Below are 16,788 nucleotides of genomic sequence, written 5' to 3'. Positions count from 1 at the left end.
TTATAGAAGAGGATATTTGATTTTCAAATATCCTCTTTTTTATCTGATGATTTTAGAAGAACTTAAAATTAAGACCCATTACTGTCTGTTGATGTAAATATATTGTATCCGATGCCAAACCCTATCCAGGCGTTACCCTGATAGACCCATGATTTGCCTAGCTTTCCTCCGATATGATCCCAGCCAATAAATGCTCCAATTTGGAAATCATTATATTCATATAATATTCCAAGGAAAGGAGTTAAGATACTGGCATTGGTTTCCGAATCTATCTCTGCTGTTTCTGGAGTTATTTTGGTTGATGCTATACTTAAACCTCCTAAATAGCTGATGTAGTTCTTTCCGGTTTTGTTGATTCTATCTCTGAAACCAGCTGTAACACCTACATTAATGTTTCCTTCGAAATCAAAATATTTTGTTTTCTCGTCAAGGTTTTTATGATCTCCAAACCTTATTTTTATAGGTATTGTAATTGCACTAGATACAAAACTTCTTTTCGGTCTATCACCTTCATAAATCTTAGTACTTCCTAAAAATTGATTTCTAGAAATTGCATAAAAATTTTCTTTATAGTCTTTTTGATTTACTATTTGTATGATAATTAGGTTTTCTTGGATTTTTATAACATTAAAAACCCATCCAGGCTTTATTAGAAGTACTTCGTCATTGAAGATATAGTTTTCGCCTTGCACAATGTCTTGTATCAGTAAGGGCTTCTTTTTATCCAATTCAATTTCTATTTCGAATTTAAATATTTTTATTTTTTCAGTAAATTCATAATACTTTCCTATAATATCTTGATCATTTTCTTTTTTGAGTTCAGATTTTATATTTTCACTAACTTGGTGAGTGATTTTAGAAATCGTTTGATCAGTAAGGAGTATTTTTTGACCTTGATCTTGTGCTATTGTAGTAGAAGTTACAGATAGAATACAAAATAGGAGTAGAGTTGTTTTTTTCATGATTATGGTTGTTTAATACACATCAAAACTACCTTTCAATCAAGCATAAAAAAATACCCATAGCAGGGTATATTTATCTTTTTAAGAAGAGGAGAGTTACCTAAAAATCATATTTTTTTTCAATAGCATAGCGCAATAACTCTCCTTTGCCATGAAGGCCCAGTTTGCGTATGATATTTTTACGATGGGTTTCTACGGTAGACACCGAATTAAAACGAATGGCGGCGATTTCTGATGAGGTTTTTCCCTGTCCGATAAGTTTTAAGATTTCCCGTTCACTTTTTGATAAGAGCTGTTTTTTAGATGGTTGTTTGGCATCTTTAGAAAAGAGTGATGGGTCAATAGCGGCATCAAAATAAGTTTCTCCCTTTGCTACTTGTTGTATGGCAGTTAGTACTTCTTCCAGGGGTGAGTTTTTTAGTAGATATCCGGATGCACCTGCTTCAATCATTTGGCGAACAGCTTCTTCTTGATCAAACATAGAGAAGACAATGACCTTGGTATGAGGAAATTCTTTTTTAATAATTTTGGTAGCTGCGATACCATCAATTTTAGGCATTCTGATATCGGTGAGTACAACTTTAGGTTGTTTTCTTCTCACAATACTGAGTAGCTCTTCTCCATCATTAGCCATACCAACAATACTAATTTCTTCTTCATACCGAAGAAGAAGCTCTACACCATCGATAAGAGATTGGTGGTCTTCTGCAATGGCAATAGTTATCATATGGGTATATTTATAATGATGTTAGTTCCTATTCCTATAGTAGAATCAATTTCGAAAGTACCTTCGAGATGTTCTACTCGTTTTTCGATGTTTCTTAATCCCATTCCCTCTTTTTTGGGTAATATTTTGGCGTCAAAACCTTTACCATTATCCTCTATGATGATATTTAAAAGAGAGTCATGATTGGTTAAAGAAATATGGGTTTCTGAAGCTTCGGCATGTTTAATAGTATTGGTGATTAGCTCCTGTATCATCCTAAAGATTGATATTTCTAAAGCATTGTCCAATCGCTCCTCTAGCCCATAATCTTGTACTTCGATATGCAAGCCATCTCCATTAGATACTTGCTTAGCTAAGTTTTTTATAGCAGGAAGCAACCCTTGATTGGCCATAACCCCACTATTTTTTTCATGAGCGATAGTACGTACTTTTTGGTAGGCTTCATCTAATAGTGCATTCGTTTTGGTATATAATTCTTCTACTTGTTCAACTTTTGGATTGTCCTTATTACGTTGTAAATGCTGAAAATGAAGTTTAACCGTAGCTAGTGTACTTCCTAGATTATCATGCAGTTCGTTAGCGAGACGTTGCCGTTCTTTTTCTTGTCCAGAAATCATTGCATCGATAGCGGTAAGCTCTTGCTCTTTAAGTAGTTTTTCTGTTTTTTGAATCTGTATTTCTCGCTCTTGCTCTGCGATACGTTGTTTGCGTTTGGTGTTTTTGTAGATAAGGAATACGAATATTGAGCCAACTAAGATAAGAGAGAGTGAGCCGATTAGTAGGTTTCTGTTTTGTACTCGGCTGGCTTCGGTTTTAAGATTAGTATTTAAAAGTTGAACTATTTCTTTTTCTTTTTCTGCTGTTTCATACTTTATCTCTATATCGTTTAAGGCTATTGCATTTTGATACTCTTTTAAAGAATCATAATATTTCCTAGACAAATGATTATAAAAAAAAGCACTATCGTACTCTTTAAGTAATCTATAATTTTCAGATAGTAAAGATGATAGTTTTGCTTTTTTTAAAAAACTTTTTCCGGTCAGAGGTACTTTTAAGGCTTGATGAAAATATTGATTAGCAATATTAGACCTCCCTTTGCTATTATATAATATACCTGTATTAGTATATATGCCAAAAGTTTCGTTTTTTGCATATGCATAGGGATTTTTTTTGATAACCTCATAAGCCTTTTTGTAGTATATTTTGGCACTATCTTTCTCTTCTTTAAAATAAGAGTATTGAATACCAATCATTTGATATATTTTGGCTTCTATAAAGGGATTTTTGCTTTTTTGAGCGATCGAGAGTATGTTTTTGTATTCAAAAATATGCTCTTTTTTAAGTCTACCAGTTTTCTCAGTAATATTAAAAAAATGAAATAATGCTTTTTCATTTTTGTTATAAGCGTATTGATTTAAGATTTTTAGATATCTAGGATATAGGTTTTGTATTTTTCTATTATAGTAAATAGACCATAGTATTTTCTTTGTAGAAAAACAGATTAATAAGGAATCTTTATTTTTTAGCGAAGTATTTAGAGCATTTAAATAGTATTTATAGGAAATGGTATCATTATTTTGACTTTTAAGAAATTCTTGATCTCCTTTTGTAATATTTAGTAAGACTTCAATTTCAGGAATCTTGTTTGTTAAAGTTTTCAAATCTAAAATTTTTGGATTTCCATTTTCTAAAAAGGAAAATTGCCAATTAATTAAAGATTTAATCTTGGTGCTTTGAATTTCATTGATACTATTTTCAAGTTCTTTCAATTGATAATTGTCCAAATGGAAGATAGCTTTTCTTAAAGTATTATCTTTTTGTGAAAAGCTGTCTTCTAAAGAAAGAAATGTGAATAAGATTAGTATTAAGATTTTACTCATTTATTTTATATAATATAAAGCCTACAAATATGATCGTTAAAAATAGAGGCTAGTTTAACTTTTGAATTTTCTTTTGCAATTGCAACTTCTTGTCTAAATTGCACCATTTCTTTTAGTGCTTTCTCTTCTATTTTATATTTAGGGTTTCTTGCTAGATCAATTACATGCTTGGGTTCCAGTTTAGAACTTCCACCTGTCTTTTTTGTAAAACGACTTTCTTTAGGGTTTTTAAGAGAACCATTGGGATTTGTTGGTGCAGGTATATTTTTAAAGTCAAAAACGATTTTGGTGTGATATTCGGTCTCATGTTTGTTGGATATTTCTTTTATTTCGATAGCCTGTGGGTGGTAATTATTTTCTTTTTTGTATATCAAAGCATGTGTGATTTTGAAATGGCCCTTCTTTTTCCAGTCAAACTTTGCTGTTATTACACATTGTTCTTTTAAGTCCATATAAATGTTTTGGTAATCTGTATTTTCAGACTCTACAGGTAAATAGCTTACTTTTTTATTTTCCATGATTTATATTTTTGAAAGATTATTTAGTTACTCCAAAACTCTTAAAAAAGAGATCATTAATCCATACCCACTACAAGGTATTTTATCCTAATGGTTTAAAAAAACCAAAAGATAAGTGGGTTACGTGCCAATGCGGTAGTAACCAAAATGCAACTATTTTGACTGAATTCTAGGGGTGAATGTGGTTTACTCGGGTTGTAAATACGTTTTTAACGCAAAAAGCAACAAAATAAAGATAATAAAACCAATGAGAATAAAAAGACTACCCTTATAATATTTGCGATGTAGTTTGATATCTTTTCTATAGCTAAAGATCATTAAGATGATAAATGCTACGACAAAAAATCCTGCAAATATTAACTGGCCCTGACTAAACATAAATTGTTATTTTTACGGCAAAGATAATCTATAAAAATATACTGATGAAAGATAAAATTGCTGCGGTACAAGAATTTCATACCTCATTTAAATTGGGATTTAAAAACGAACCTATTGCGGATCTGGGAGAAGCCAAAAATACACTTCGGTTTAACTTGATGAAAGAGGAAAATGAAGAATATTTGGAAGCTGCTCAAAATAATGACTTGGTAGAAGTTGCTGATGCTTTGGGCGATATGCTATATATTTTGTGTGGTACCATCATTGAACATGGTATGCAGCATAAGATAGAAGAAGTGTTTAACGAGATTCAGCGTAGTAATATGAGTAAACTGGGAGAGAATGGGCAACCGATTTATCGTGAAGATGGTAAAGTGCTCAAAGGACCTAATTATTTTAAACCAAACATCCAGGAAATCTTAGACCGATAAAAACAAAACTCCCGAAAAATATTTTTCGGGAGTTTTGTTTTTATGAATAATGAGTATAATTTTCAGACCTCAGACCTCAGACCTCAGACCTCAGACCTTCATACTATACTTTATATCTCCATCCAAAAGTATCTTCAGCTTTGTTGTATTGAATATCCATAAGTGCTTTTTTGAAATGAGAAGCATAAGAATTTTCTTGCTTTTCGATTTCATAATGCTCTCCTTTATACCCAAAAGCTTTTACTGGGCTTACTACTGCAGCAGTTCCTGCACCAAAAACTTCTTTTAGACTCCCATTTTTTGCGGCTTCTACAATTTCGCTAACCTTAACAGGTCTCACATCTACTTTAATACCTTCTTTTTCGGCAATAGTAATTAAACTTTTACGAGTGATCCCATCAAGAATTCTATCACTCACAGGAGCTGTAAGTAAGGTGTCATTAACTCTAAAGAATACATTCATTGTTCCTGCCTCCTCCATATATTCATGAGCATTAGAGTCAGTCCAGATTATTTGTTGGTATCCTTGTTCTTGTGCTAGTTTTGTTGGGTAAAATTGCCCTGCATAATTTCCGGCAGCTTTTGCATATCCAAAACCTCCGCTAGCAGAACGGCTAAATTTCTCTGCAACCAATACACTTACATCTCCACTATAATACGATTGTGCTGGCGAGCATATGATCATAAATTTATATTCATCTGCCTCAGAAGCAGAAACACTTGCTTGAGTTGCGATAACAAAAGGGCGTATATATAACGAGTTTCCGTAACCAGGCTTGATCCATTCATTATCTAATTTTAACAAGGTGTTTAAACCGTCAAAAAAGTAATCTTCAGGAAATTCTGGGATAGCCAAACGCTCAGCAGATATATTAATACGTTTAAAGTTTTCATCGGGTCTGAATAAAAAAACATCTCCATTATCATCTTTATACGCTTTCATTCCTTCAAAAACTGCTTGACCATAATGAAAAACGCGAGCAGAAGGCTCCATGGTGAGCGGTCCGTAAGGAACAATTTCTGGTGTTTGCCATTCTCCATTTTTATAATCACAGACAAACATATGATCTGTAAAAATTTTCCCGAAATTAAGATTTTCAAAATCTACTTGTCCGATTTTAGACTCACTTGCTTCACTAATTTTCAAGGCTTGAGAAATTGTGTTTTTCATTTGTTTCAGTCGTTTTAATTATTTCACATTATGTTAATTAAAAGAGTAATAGTGAGTAAGATCACTACAAACTATAGTAAGAGATTTAGATAGTTGTTTTGAAGAAAAGAATATCTAAATTTCTTAATGCTCGTTTCACTTGATTTATCTTTTAAGAATTAATGATAGCAGTAGGCTTTTCTAAAGCCTGTTGTCATATTCTTTGTCTTAAAACCAAAGGAATACTAACATTCTTTTAATTCACTACAAAAATACCCTTTTCTTGTAAAATAAGAATTTTAAAAATGTTTAATTTTGCAAAACATATAGATAATAAAGGATTATGAAAAAAAATGCACTGTTTTTTGTAGGATTGTTAGTACTGATAGGTTGTAATTCATCAACTAAAACGGAAAACTATTTTTCTGTTAAAGATATTTCAAGTGAAAATTATAAAAGTTTTGGTGATGAAGTATCTTCGGATCATATTTATAATAGAGATGCAATAGCAGAAAAATATGAAAATTTAAAAGAAGGAGATACCGTAGTAGTTGCTTTTTCGAGTACGGTAAATGCTGTTTGTAAGGCTAAAGGTTGTTGGATGAAAGTTGCTTTGGAAGGAGATAAAGAAACTATGGTGAAGTTTAAAGATTATGGTTTTTTTGTGCCAAAGGATATAGAAAATGATACTATCATTGTTCAGGGTAAAGCATTTGTAAGTGAGATGTCTGTAGACGAACAACGTCATTTTGCCAGTGATGCAGGAAAAACTGAAGAAGAGATTGCTAGTATTACAACTCCTAAGACAACGTATTCTTTTGTAGCAGAAGGTGTTTTGATAAAAGAATAATGCAAGAAGAAATAGAACGTAAAATTATTACCACTGCAGATGGTTCAAAAACCATTCACTTGCCAGAATTGAATGAACATTACCATTCTAAACATGGCGCAATCAATGAGGCAAAACATGTATTTATTAAAAGTGGATTTGATTATATTCTAAGCAAAAATAAACTTGATGCGTTGGATATTATGGAGATAGGCTTTGGGACTGGTTTAAATGCTTTTGTAACATTTCTTGAAGCCGAAAAAATCAATCTACCAATTCATTATGTTGGAGTAGAAGCATACCCTGTAGCTTTACACGAGGTCAAACTAATGAATTACCCCGAGGTACTTGCTGTAAAAGAAAAGCAAGAGGTTTTTGATAGAATGCACCAATCTTTATGGGAATTGCCAGTAGATATCACTTCGGGTTTTGAACTCATTAAGCGTAAGCAGTTTTTTACCGATATACAAGATGAAAACAGTTTTGATTTAATCTATTTTGATGCTTTTGGAGCAAGAGTACAGCCAGAACTTTGGACAGTAAAAATTTTTAGAAAGATGTATGAAGCACTTCGATCCAGAGGAGTTTTAGTTACTTATTCGGCCAAAGGGAGTGTAAGACGTGCAATGCAAGAGGTAGGGTTTGTGGTAGAAAGACTTCCTGGCCCACCAGGAAAACGAGAAATGCTTAGAGCCACAAAAGTAGAATCATAAATATACTATTTGTTAGGAAGTTAGAAGAATATTAAACGTATGTTAAAGCTATAATAAAGAGATAGGTTTTATTATAATGCGGTAGTATTTTGCAGTAAATTAATTATCCAATAATCACTAAAATTTAAACATGTGAAAGTTTTAATTACTGGTGCAACAGGTTTGGTAGGTCAGGAAATAGTTAATCTGTGCCATCAATCTGAGATCGAAGTAAATTACCTCACTACTAGTAAAGATAAACTTAGTTCTAGGGTGAACTATACAGGTTACTTTTGGGATCCAAAAAAGGGCGAAATTGATACCGATTGCTTTAATGAGGTCGAAGTAATTATTAATCTTGTTGGTGCTACTGTTGCAAAACGATGGACATCTTCCTATAAAAAAGAAATATTGGAGAGTAGAACACATACAGCTTCCCTCATTTTAGAGTCATTAAAAAATATCAAACATTCGGTTCGTCATATAGTTTCTGCAAGTGCTATAGGTATATATCCTGATTCTTTTCAGAATTATTATATGGAAGATGCTCCTGAGCGTGATACTGGTTTTTTAGGAGAAGTAGTTACCCAATGGGAGAATGCAGTTTTACAGTTCAAAACCTTAGATATCGAGGTCAGTTTACTTCGTATTGGATTGGTTTTGTCTGAGAAAGGGGGAGCTTTTCCTAAAATGGTAAAACCTATTCGGTTTGGAATGGGAGCTTTTTTTGGAAACGGAAAACAATGGCAAAGCTGGATTCATGTTAAAGATCTTGCTCGTATTTTTATGTTTGTAGTAGAAGAAGAATTAACAGGAGTCTTTAATGCCGTTGCACCTAATCCTGTTTCTAACAAGAAGCTAATGAATACAATAGCAGAGAAATTAAATAAAAAAATAATTTTACCAAATGTGCCAAGGCTAACTATGAAGTTATTTCTAGGAGAAATGCATAGCCTTCTGTTTTCTAGTCAGCGTGTTTGTAGTAATAGAATTTCTACTACAGGATTTAATTTTGATTTTGATAATATAGCTTCGGCAGTAGATGTACTTATTGATGAAGAACCCATATAAAAAAACCGATACTCTAATGAGTACCGGTTTATAATTATTTCAAAAGATAAAAAGCTATTCTAAGACTTGTTTGCTTTAATGTTGATCTTAATTTCAATATCATCATTAATAAATCTATCTCCAAGATCTCCAAAAACTGATTTAGAAGCATAGTTTACACTCCAGTCGGTACGGTTAATAGTAAAAACCTCAGTATCTAATGTCATTATATTACCTTCAACAGAGGTTGTGGCAGGAAACGAAATGTTTTTCTTGATATCTTTTAGAGTTAGGTTACCTTCAATATAAGTTTTTCCTTCTTTTTCGCTAATTCCGGTAATTTCGAAAGCTGCCTTTGGGAATTTGGCAATATTAAAAAAGTGGTCTTCTGTTTCTTCTGTTTCACCTTTGAGATGTCCTTCTAATTCGGTTTTTTCATCTCCTTCAAGATCAGTAACATTTATAGAAGTCATATCAATAACAAAAGAACCACTCATTACTTTTCCTTCTTTAGCCTCAAAAGTACCATTCGCTAGACTTAATGTTCCAGAATGTTTTCCTGTTGGTTTTGATCCGGTCCAATGTATTGAACTTGATGCTACATCAACATTGTACTTAATAGCCTCTGTGGGAGCTTCTTTTACTTCTTCTGCAGAACTTGCTTCAGTTTCATTTTGTTTTTCTCCTTTGCAGGAATAAGTGGCTATTAAAAGCACAGTAATAGCTAGTGTGCCAATAAGTTTGATCTTCATAAGTATTAGTTTTTAATTAAAAGTAATTTCAAAATTATTTTTTTATAGAGAGAATACTCTTAAATATATACTAAAAAATTCCTGTGACATTATGACATTAATTCAAAAATGGCAGTACTTTTGCTAATTCAAAAAGAAAACGTATAAAAGGTACGAATTACATGAGTAAGAAAAATAAAAACACTGAAGATGTAAAAGATCAAGTAGAAGAAGTACTTGATACTCCTGTTGAAGAAACAGAGATAGAAGAAGTAGCAGATGCAGAAGAGCTACTTAAAGAAGAACTTGGAAAAGAAAAGGACAAATTTTTGAGGCTCTTTGCAGAGTTTGAAAATTATAAAAAAAGAACGTCTAAGGAACGTTTAGAATTGTTTAAGACGGCAAGTCAGGATGTTATACAGTCTATGTTGCCAGTGTTGGATGATTTTGATCGCGCATTAAAAGAAATTGAAAAAGTTGAAGATACAGCACTTGTTGAAGGAGTAGAATTGATTCATAACAAGTTGAAAGAAACTTTGAAAAGTAAAGGTTTATCTGAAGTAGAAGTGTCTGCAGGAGATGTTTTTAATGCTGATGATCATGAGGCAATTACCCAAATACCTGCTCCAAGTGATGATCTAAAAGGAAAGATTGTAGACGTAATAGAAAAAGGATATAAATTGGGAGATAAAGTGATTCGTTTTCCAAAAGTTGTGACTGGTCAATAAGAAATTATGAAGGAAGATTTTTATGACATATTAGGCATTAGTAAAAATGCTACAGGAGCCGATATAAAAAAAGCGTACCGTAAGAAAGCTATAGAATATCACCCCGATAAAAACCCCGGAGATAAAACTGCCGAAGAAAAATTTAAGAAAGCAGCTGAAGCATATGAGATTTTAAGTGATCCTGATAAAAAGGCACGTTATGATCAATATGGACATCAAGCTTTTGAAGGTGGCGGCTTTGGTGGCGGTGGCGGAATGAATATGGACGACATATTCAGTCAGTTTGGTGATATTTTTGGTGGCGGTTTTGGAGGTTTCGGCGGCTTTGGCGGCGGAGGCGGAAGACAACGCAGAGCCAAAGGAAGTAATCTTCGTATTCGTGTTAGACTTACATTAGAAGAGATAGCAAACGGAGTAGAAAAGAAGATTAAGGTAAAGCGAAAAATACAAGCACCAGGTACCACCTATAAAACATGTAGCACCTGTAATGGAGCTGGACAAGTAACAAGGGTTACTAATACTATATTAGGAAGAATGCAAACGTCTTCTCCTTGCCCTGCATGTGGAGGAGCTGGTCAAATAATAGATCACAAACCTGCTGATGCAGATGCTCAGGGTTTAAAAGCTATTGAAGAAACAGTTAGCATAAAAATACCTGCAGGAGTAGAAGATGGGATGCAACTCAAAGTTACAGGAAAGGGTAATGAAGCCCCCGGTAATGGGATTGCAGGAGATCTTTTGGTTGCCATAGAAGAGCAAGAACATTCTGAATTGCAGAGAGAAGGCAATAATTTGCACTATGATTTATATATTAGTTTTTCTGAGGCTGTTTTAGGAGCATCCAGAGAAATTGATACTGTATCTGGTAAAGTGCGAATTAAGATAGAAGATGGAGTGCAAAGTGGTAAGATTTTGAGGCTAAGAGGAAAAGGAATTCCGAGTCTTAATGGCTACGGGAAAGGAGATCTTTTAGTACATGTTAATGTATGGACACCAAAAGCCTTGAACAAAGAACAACGAGAATTTTTTGAAAAAATGGCTAAAGATGATCACTTTAAACCTAGCCCTGATAGTGGTGATAAATCATTTTTCGAGAAAGTAAAAGATATGTTTACATAGTTAAATTTGATGATTCGAAGTAGATCGAATCATTATAATTCTATTAACGTTTGATTAAGAAAAATTCGTATATTTGAGACATCACTAGCGCATTTAGTGATAATTTTTCTTTTTCATAGCAATTTTTTTCCCATCCTTAATACTTGTATTTAGGGTGGGTTTTGTTTTATGATTTGATCCTAATACATAATCTGGTTTAAAAGAATAGAAACCATTTTATCTCATTAATCATTAACATAATTAGCATAAGTTTTTAAGTTTTCGTATCATTCGGGTTTCATATTAAACTACAATTATATTTTACTATCTATGGCTAATCTTTTAGAGGTACAACAAGCCACAAAACAATTTGGAAATTTTACTGCATTGCAAGATGTGTCAATTCAGGTACCTAAAGGAAGTATATTTGGATTACTTGGCCCTAACGGAGCTGGTAAAACCACACTAATTAGAATCATTAATCAAATTACATTACCTGATAAAGGAAGTGTGTATCTGGATAATGAACTGCTAAAACCACAACATATTAGAGATATTGGTTATTTACCAGAAGAAAGAGGGTTGTATAAATCTATGAAAGTAGGCGAACAAGCATTGTATCTGGCACAACTTAAGGGACTTAGTAAAACAGAAGCTAAAGAGCGATTAAAATATTGGTTTGATAAGTTTGACATCTCACATTGGTGGAACAAAAAAATACAAGAGCTTTCTAAAGGGATGGCGCAAAAAGTACAGTTTATTGTAACCGTACTTCATAAACCCAAACTACTTATTTTTGATGAACCTTTTAGTGGTTTTGATCCTATAAATGCAACTGTTATTAAAGATGAAATTCTGCAATTACGGGATGAAGGAGCAACTGTTATATTTTCTACACACCGTATGGAAAGTGTAGAAGAATTATGTGATCATATCGCGCTAATTAATAAGTCTAAAAAAATATTAGAAGGCAAAGTGACAGATATAAAAAGGGCCTATAAATCTAATACTTTTGAAGTCGGTCTTTTAACTGAAAATGATACAGATTTGTATGCCACATTGCAAAGTAAGTTTGATGTTAGCCCTGCAGATTTTAAAACCATTGATGATCAGTTGAAAATGAAAATAACTATAGATAGTGCTACATCTTCAAATGAGTTATTGCAGTACTTATCAGATAAAGGTCAAGTAATGAGATTTAATGAGGTTATCCCTGGAGTTAACGAGATATTTATTAAAACCATCACAGAGAATGAGTAACCTGAAATTAATTATCAAAAGAGAATTTATCGCCCGTGTTCGTAATAGAACCTTTGTAGTGATGACCTTTTTAAGTCCTTTGATCATGGTGGGTATGATTTCTTTAATTGCCTGGTTAGCTACTTTAAACAATGATGAGATTCGAAAAGTAGCATTCTATGATGAAACTGGTTCATTTAGTACAGATTTTAAAGATTCTAGTGATATTGATTATATAGATTATAGTCATCTAACCTTAAACGATGCAAAAGACTCTGTGGTCATCAAAAAACTCGATGGGTTATTATATGTGCCAAAGAAAAGTAACAATAATGAACTCGCCAAATCGATACAATTTTACGCAGATGAAGCACCTAGTATTTCAATAATTAATAAAATTGAAGGGATTATAGCTAGTAAATTAACGAACCAAAATTTTAAAGAAAAAGGGTTGGATCTGGATGTTATAGAGAATTCTAAAGCCAAAGTAAATATTCTTATAGAAAACTTTTCTGGAGAGAAAACATCAAAGATGTCTAGTTATATCAAAATGATTTTTGGTGGTGTAGCAGGGTATTTTTTAATGATGTTTATTATCATTTATGGTAATATGGTGATGAGATCTGTGATAGAAGAAAAATCTAATCGAATTATAGAGATTATTATTTCTTCTGTAAAACCATTACAACTTATGATGGGTAAAATCTTGGGAACTTCTTTTGCTGGGATTCTTCAGTTTCTTATCTGGGTAATTTTAGGATCGGTATTGCTTACTGTGGCAACATCAGTTTTTGGTATAGACCCTCAACCGGCAGGTATAGATCAGTCATTGATCTTACAAGAAGATGGTCAACAAGAAATACAGCTAATACTTCAGGATATTATAAAGCTACCGTTGGGAACCCTGGTAGTATCTTTTTTCATTTATTTCATAGGAGGATACTTCTTATATAGCTCAATCTATGCAGCTATAGGGGCTGCAGTTGATAGCGAAACCGATTCGCAACAATTCATGTTACCTATTATTTTACCATTAATGCTTGGAATTTATGTAGGATTCTTTTCGGTAATAGAGAATCCTCATGGTACAGTATCTACAGTGTTTTCTATGATTCCTTTAACTTCTCCTATAGTTATGCTAATGCGTATACCTTTTGGAGTGCCCTGGTGGGAAGTATTGATTTCGATGCTTCTATTGGTAGGAAGTATTATCTTTATCACATGGCTGGCAGGAAAAATATATAGGGTAGGAATACTCATGTATGGTAAAAAACCAAGTTATAAAGAGTTATTTAAATGGATGAAATATTAGTATTATGATGCAGGAAGAAATTGCAGAGCAAGTAAAAGAAGTTATTTCTAAAAATATTTGGGATACCCTGCAAGATTTTTTTAATTATGAAATTTTTTCTTTTGGAGAAGAACATCAGATTAAATTAACCGTCGGATTGTTACTTTTTGTACTTCTTATTCTTGTTATTACTTTTGCTTTTCTTAGGTTTTTTAAAAGAATTGTTACCAGAAAATTAAATAAAGGAGACAGGCAAAAATTTGAATCAGTATTCTCATTTTCAAAATATTTTGTTTACCTCATAGTCATTTTCTTTACATTAGATAGTATCGGTTTTAATATCACAGCAATATTTGCCGCTTCTGCTGCATTATTAGTTGGTGTAGGACTAGCGTTACAAACTTTTATACAAGATATCTTATCAGGCATTTTTATTTTTATTGATCAAACAGTACATGTTGGTGATATTATAGAGTTAGATGATAAAGTAGGACGAGTAGAAGAAATTAAATTAAGGACTACCAGAGCTGTAACCATAGATAATAAGGTATTAATTATTCCTAATCATAAATATTTAACATCGATACTATATAATTGGACTCAAAATGGAAAAGTTACAAGAGAGTCTGTAGCAGTTGGCGTCGCTTATGGTAGTGACACAGAGTTGGTTAAAGAATTGCTAACCAAAGCGGCACTATCTAATACCTATGTTTTAAAAGAACCAGCTCCATTAGTTCTTTTTACAGATTTTGCAGATAGTTCATTAAATTTCAAATTAATATTTAGTATCAATGATAGTTTTCAAGCAGTAATACCGCAAAGTGAAATACGATTTGAAATCGATCGTTTGTTTAGAGAGCATAAGGTTAATATTCCTTTCCCACAACGCGAAGTTACCATTATAAAAGAATGAAGTAGAATAGATAGAAAAGTACAACATACGCCTCAAAAATGAGAAAGAAGCACCTGATTTTTATATGCATACTATTATACAGCTTTAATGGCGTACGTTGTCAGAGTACTGATTTAGCAAGAATCGAATATACATATGTCCCCCAAGCTGATAGTGATAATACCTATAGTCGTTTTAGAATTTCTGCTAATTATCCTATTAAGATGGATGATAAAGGAACCTATCTGGTAATTGGTGCACAATATAGATTTAATAATTTACAGATAGATGATGAGTTGGGATTTGATGGTCAAGAAGATTTAAATGGTTTTCATACTGCTGCGATAGAATTGGGGTATACATTTAAGATGAAAAATGATTGGCGATTTGGTACTAAATTCGGAGTTGGGATTTCATCTAATTTTGAAGGATCAGGAATAGAAAGAGGTGATTTTAGATACAGAGGATCTGTGTATTTTGTAAAGACATATAAAAATATACAAAAACCAAAAACAGCTCGTTTGGTTGTAGGAGTGCAGTATACTAATCCAGCAAGTCTTAATCTTCCGCTTCCTATCATTAATTATTTTAAAAGATTTCACCAAAGTTGGTCCTATGCTATTGGGACTCCTAAAACAAATCTTAAATATTTTTTTAATGAAAAAAGTAGGCTCCAGGCTTTTGTTGGATTAGATCGTTTTTATGGTAATTTGCAAAATAACAGAGCATTTGTAAATGAGAATGGAAACACAAAAATAATAGAAAATGTCTCGATGTTAACTGTTATGAGCGCATTGGGATACGAATATTATTTTACGGAACATTTATTGTTCTACACCTATGCAGGGTATACATTAAGTAACGAAATTCGTTTACGAGATCGTGATCAAGAAAATGTATTAATAATCAATGATAAAAATACACTCTACTTTCGTAGTGGAATAAAATTTAAAATATAATGGCAAAAATATTAGTAATCGAAGACGAAGCAGCAATCCGTAGAGTCCTAGTGAAAATTCTATCTGAAGAGAATGATAAATATGAAGTCTTTGAAGCCGAAGATGGCCTTTCTGGAATAGAAAAAATTAAAACAGATGATTATGATCTTGTACTCTGCGATATCAAAATGCCAAAAATGGATGGAGTAGAAGTGCTAGAGGCTATAAAAAAGATAAAACCCGAGATTCCTATTGTCATGATTTCTGGCCATGGAGATCTCGATACCGCTGTAAATACAATGAGGTTAGGTGCTTTTGACTATATTTCTAAACCGCCAGATCTTAACCGTTTACTTAATACAGTACGTAACGCCTTAGATCGCAAGGAATTGGTCGTAGAGAATAAGATGCTTAAGAAAAAAGTCTCCAAAAATTATGAGATGATAGGAGAATCAAAAGCTATTTCTGATATCAAAAACATAATCGAAAAAGTTGCTGCGACAGATGCAAGAGTTTTAATTACAGGTTCCAATGGTACGGGTAAAGAGCTAGTAGCCCACTGGATTCACCAAAAAAGTGAGCGCTCAAAAGGACCAATGATAGAAGTGAATTGTGCGGCAATACCTGGAGAATTGATAGAAAGTGAACTTTTTGGGCATGTAAAAGGAGCATTTACATCAGCTAATAAAGACCGAGCAGGTAAGTTTGAAGCAGCTAATGGAGGAACCATATTTCTTGACGAAATTGGAGATATGAGCCTTTCTGCACAAGCAAAAGTGCTTAGAGCATTACAAGAAAATAAAATACAAAGAGTAGGTAGTGATAAGGATATCAAAGTAGATGTACGTGTAGTTGCTGCAACTAACAAAGATTTGAAGAAAGAAATATCAGAAAATAGATTTAGAGAAGATCTGTATCATAGATTGGCAGTGATTTTGGTAAAAGTACCTGCGTTAAATGATAGAAGAGAGGATATTCCTTTATTGATAGGATATTTTGCCAAAAAAATATCAAAAGAACAAGGATCACCAGTTAAAACATTTTCAGCTAAAGCTATAAAGCAATTACAGCAATATGATTGGACAGGTAATATCAGAGAGCTACGCAATGTGGTTGAGCGTCTGATTATTCTTGGAGGTAATGAAGTAAGCGAAGAAGATGTAAAACTTTTCGCAGCTAAATAATCATAAGTATTTGATCTTATTTATAGATAGTGTTGATTGTGTTTTTTATTCGAAGAATTATTGTAATTAA

18 protein-coding genes are annotated in these 16,788 nt (G+C 32.7%); 11 read left to right on the top strand and 7 right to left on the bottom strand.

The window, feature by feature from the left end:
- Positions 1-68: 68 nt before the first annotated feature.
- The 5 genes from ATE84_RS21645 to ATE84_RS26655 form a co-directional block, all read right to left on the bottom strand.
- Positions 69-962: a hypothetical protein gene (locus ATE84_RS21645; RefSeq protein ID WP_101449941.1), complete on the bottom strand. Its 894-nt coding sequence runs from the start codon at positions 960-962 to the stop codon at positions 69-71.
- 100 nt (positions 963-1,062) lie between these two features.
- Positions 1,063-1,689: a response regulator transcription factor gene (locus ATE84_RS21640; RefSeq protein ID WP_101449940.1), complete on the bottom strand. Its 627-nt coding sequence runs from the start codon at positions 1,687-1,689 to the stop codon at positions 1,063-1,065.
- Positions 1,686-3,569 carry a sensor histidine kinase gene (locus ATE84_RS21635; RefSeq protein ID WP_101449939.1) on the bottom strand — a complete coding sequence of 628 codons (1,884 nt, stop codon included), beginning with the start codon at positions 3,567-3,569 and terminating at the stop codon, positions 1,686-1,688. The genes ATE84_RS21640 and ATE84_RS21635 overlap by 4 nt, the downstream gene beginning before the upstream one ends.
- A gap of 5 nt (positions 3,570-3,574) precedes the next feature.
- Complete coding sequence (locus ATE84_RS21630) at positions 3,575-4,087, bottom strand: hypothetical protein (protein ID WP_101449938.1); 513 nt, start codon at positions 4,085-4,087, stop codon at positions 3,575-3,577.
- 186 nt (positions 4,088-4,273) lie between these two features.
- The gene (locus ATE84_RS26655) at positions 4,274-4,465 is read right to left on the bottom strand and encodes a hypothetical protein (protein ID WP_035096817.1); all 192 of its coding nucleotides are present in this window, start codon (positions 4,463-4,465) and stop codon (positions 4,274-4,276) included.
- 44 nt (positions 4,466-4,509) lie between these two features.
- Here ATE84_RS26655 and ATE84_RS21620 point away from each other — a divergent pair, with 44 nt between their 5' ends.
- Positions 4,510-4,896, top strand: a complete 387-nt coding sequence (locus ATE84_RS21620; RefSeq protein ID WP_101449937.1) for a nucleoside triphosphate pyrophosphohydrolase family protein — start codon at positions 4,510-4,512, stop codon at positions 4,894-4,896.
- A 103-nt stretch (positions 4,897-4,999) separates the two neighbouring features.
- Here the strand turns inward: ATE84_RS21620 and ATE84_RS21615 are convergent, their stop codons facing one another.
- Positions 5,000-6,067, bottom strand: a complete 1,068-nt coding sequence (locus tag ATE84_RS21615) for a branched-chain amino acid aminotransferase (RefSeq protein ID WP_101449936.1) — start codon at positions 6,065-6,067, stop codon at positions 5,000-5,002.
- 322 nt (positions 6,068-6,389) lie between these two features.
- Here ATE84_RS21615 and ATE84_RS21610 point away from each other — a divergent pair, with 322 nt between their 5' ends.
- From ATE84_RS21610 to ATE84_RS21600, 3 genes are all read left to right on the top strand, one after another.
- Positions 6,390-6,896, top strand: coding sequence for a DUF4920 domain-containing protein (locus ATE84_RS21610; protein ID WP_101449935.1), 507 nt, complete (start codon positions 6,390-6,392; stop codon positions 6,894-6,896).
- Between the two features lie 11 nt (positions 6,897-6,907).
- Positions 6,908-7,588, top strand: coding sequence for a tRNA (5-methylaminomethyl-2-thiouridine)(34)-methyltransferase MnmD (gene mnmD / locus ATE84_RS21605; RefSeq protein ID WP_101451171.1), 681 nt, complete (start codon positions 6,908-6,910; stop codon positions 7,586-7,588).
- A gap of 132 nt (positions 7,589-7,720) precedes the next feature.
- Complete coding sequence (locus tag ATE84_RS21600) at positions 7,721-8,638, top strand: TIGR01777 family oxidoreductase (RefSeq protein WP_101449934.1); 918 nt, start codon at positions 7,721-7,723, stop codon at positions 8,636-8,638.
- 59 nt (positions 8,639-8,697) lie between these two features.
- On the opposite strand, the gene ATE84_RS21595 is transcribed toward ATE84_RS21600, so the two are convergent.
- On the bottom strand, positions 8,698-9,369 hold the full coding sequence (locus ATE84_RS21595; RefSeq protein ID WP_101449933.1) for a YceI family protein: 672 nt from the start codon (positions 9,367-9,369) through the stop codon (positions 8,698-8,700).
- Positions 9,370-9,530: 161 nt separating this feature from the next.
- Here ATE84_RS21595 and ATE84_RS21590 point away from each other — a divergent pair, with 161 nt between their 5' ends.
- The 7 genes from ATE84_RS21590 (at position 9,531) to ATE84_RS21560 (ending at position 16,718) form a co-directional block, all read left to right on the top strand.
- Entirely contained in the window at positions 9,531-10,076 is a 546-nt protein-coding gene (locus tag ATE84_RS21590; RefSeq protein ID WP_101449932.1) for a nucleotide exchange factor GrpE, read from the top strand.
- Between the two features lie 6 nt (positions 10,077-10,082).
- On the top strand, positions 10,083-11,195 hold the full coding sequence (gene dnaJ, locus ATE84_RS21585; RefSeq protein WP_101449931.1) for a molecular chaperone DnaJ: 1,113 nt from the start codon (positions 10,083-10,085) through the stop codon (positions 11,193-11,195).
- A gap of 309 nt (positions 11,196-11,504) precedes the next feature.
- Positions 11,505-12,434 carry an ABC transporter ATP-binding protein gene (locus ATE84_RS21580; RefSeq protein WP_101449930.1) on the top strand — a complete coding sequence of 310 codons (930 nt, stop codon included), beginning with the start codon at positions 11,505-11,507 and terminating at the stop codon, positions 12,432-12,434.
- The gene (locus ATE84_RS21575) at positions 12,427-13,725 is read left to right on the top strand and encodes an ABC transporter permease (protein ID WP_101449929.1); all 1,299 of its coding nucleotides are present in this window, start codon (positions 12,427-12,429) and stop codon (positions 13,723-13,725) included. The genes ATE84_RS21580 and ATE84_RS21575 overlap by 8 nt, the downstream gene beginning before the upstream one ends.
- 4 nt (positions 13,726-13,729) lie before the next feature.
- The gene (locus tag ATE84_RS21570; protein WP_369828543.1) at positions 13,730-14,617 is read left to right on the top strand and encodes a mechanosensitive ion channel family protein; all 888 of its coding nucleotides are present in this window, start codon (positions 13,730-13,732) and stop codon (positions 14,615-14,617) included.
- A gap of 38 nt (positions 14,618-14,655) precedes the next feature.
- Positions 14,656-15,555: a DUF6268 family outer membrane beta-barrel protein gene (locus tag ATE84_RS21565; protein ID WP_233195868.1), complete on the top strand. Its 900-nt coding sequence runs from the start codon at positions 14,656-14,658 to the stop codon at positions 15,553-15,555.
- Positions 15,555-16,718, top strand: coding sequence for a sigma-54 dependent transcriptional regulator (locus ATE84_RS21560; protein WP_101449928.1), 1,164 nt, complete (start codon positions 15,555-15,557; stop codon positions 16,716-16,718). Before ATE84_RS21565 ends, ATE84_RS21560 begins: the two co-directional genes overlap by 1 nt.
- Positions 16,719-16,788: the final 70 nt, after the last annotated feature.

Source organism: Aquimarina sp. MAR_2010_214 (assembly GCF_002846555.1).
Classification (GTDB): Bacteria; Bacteroidota; Bacteroidia; order Flavobacteriales; family Flavobacteriaceae; genus Aquimarina.
The sequence above is the reverse complement of the archived record's forward strand: the minus strand, read 5'-3'. Positions and strand labels throughout refer to the sequence as shown.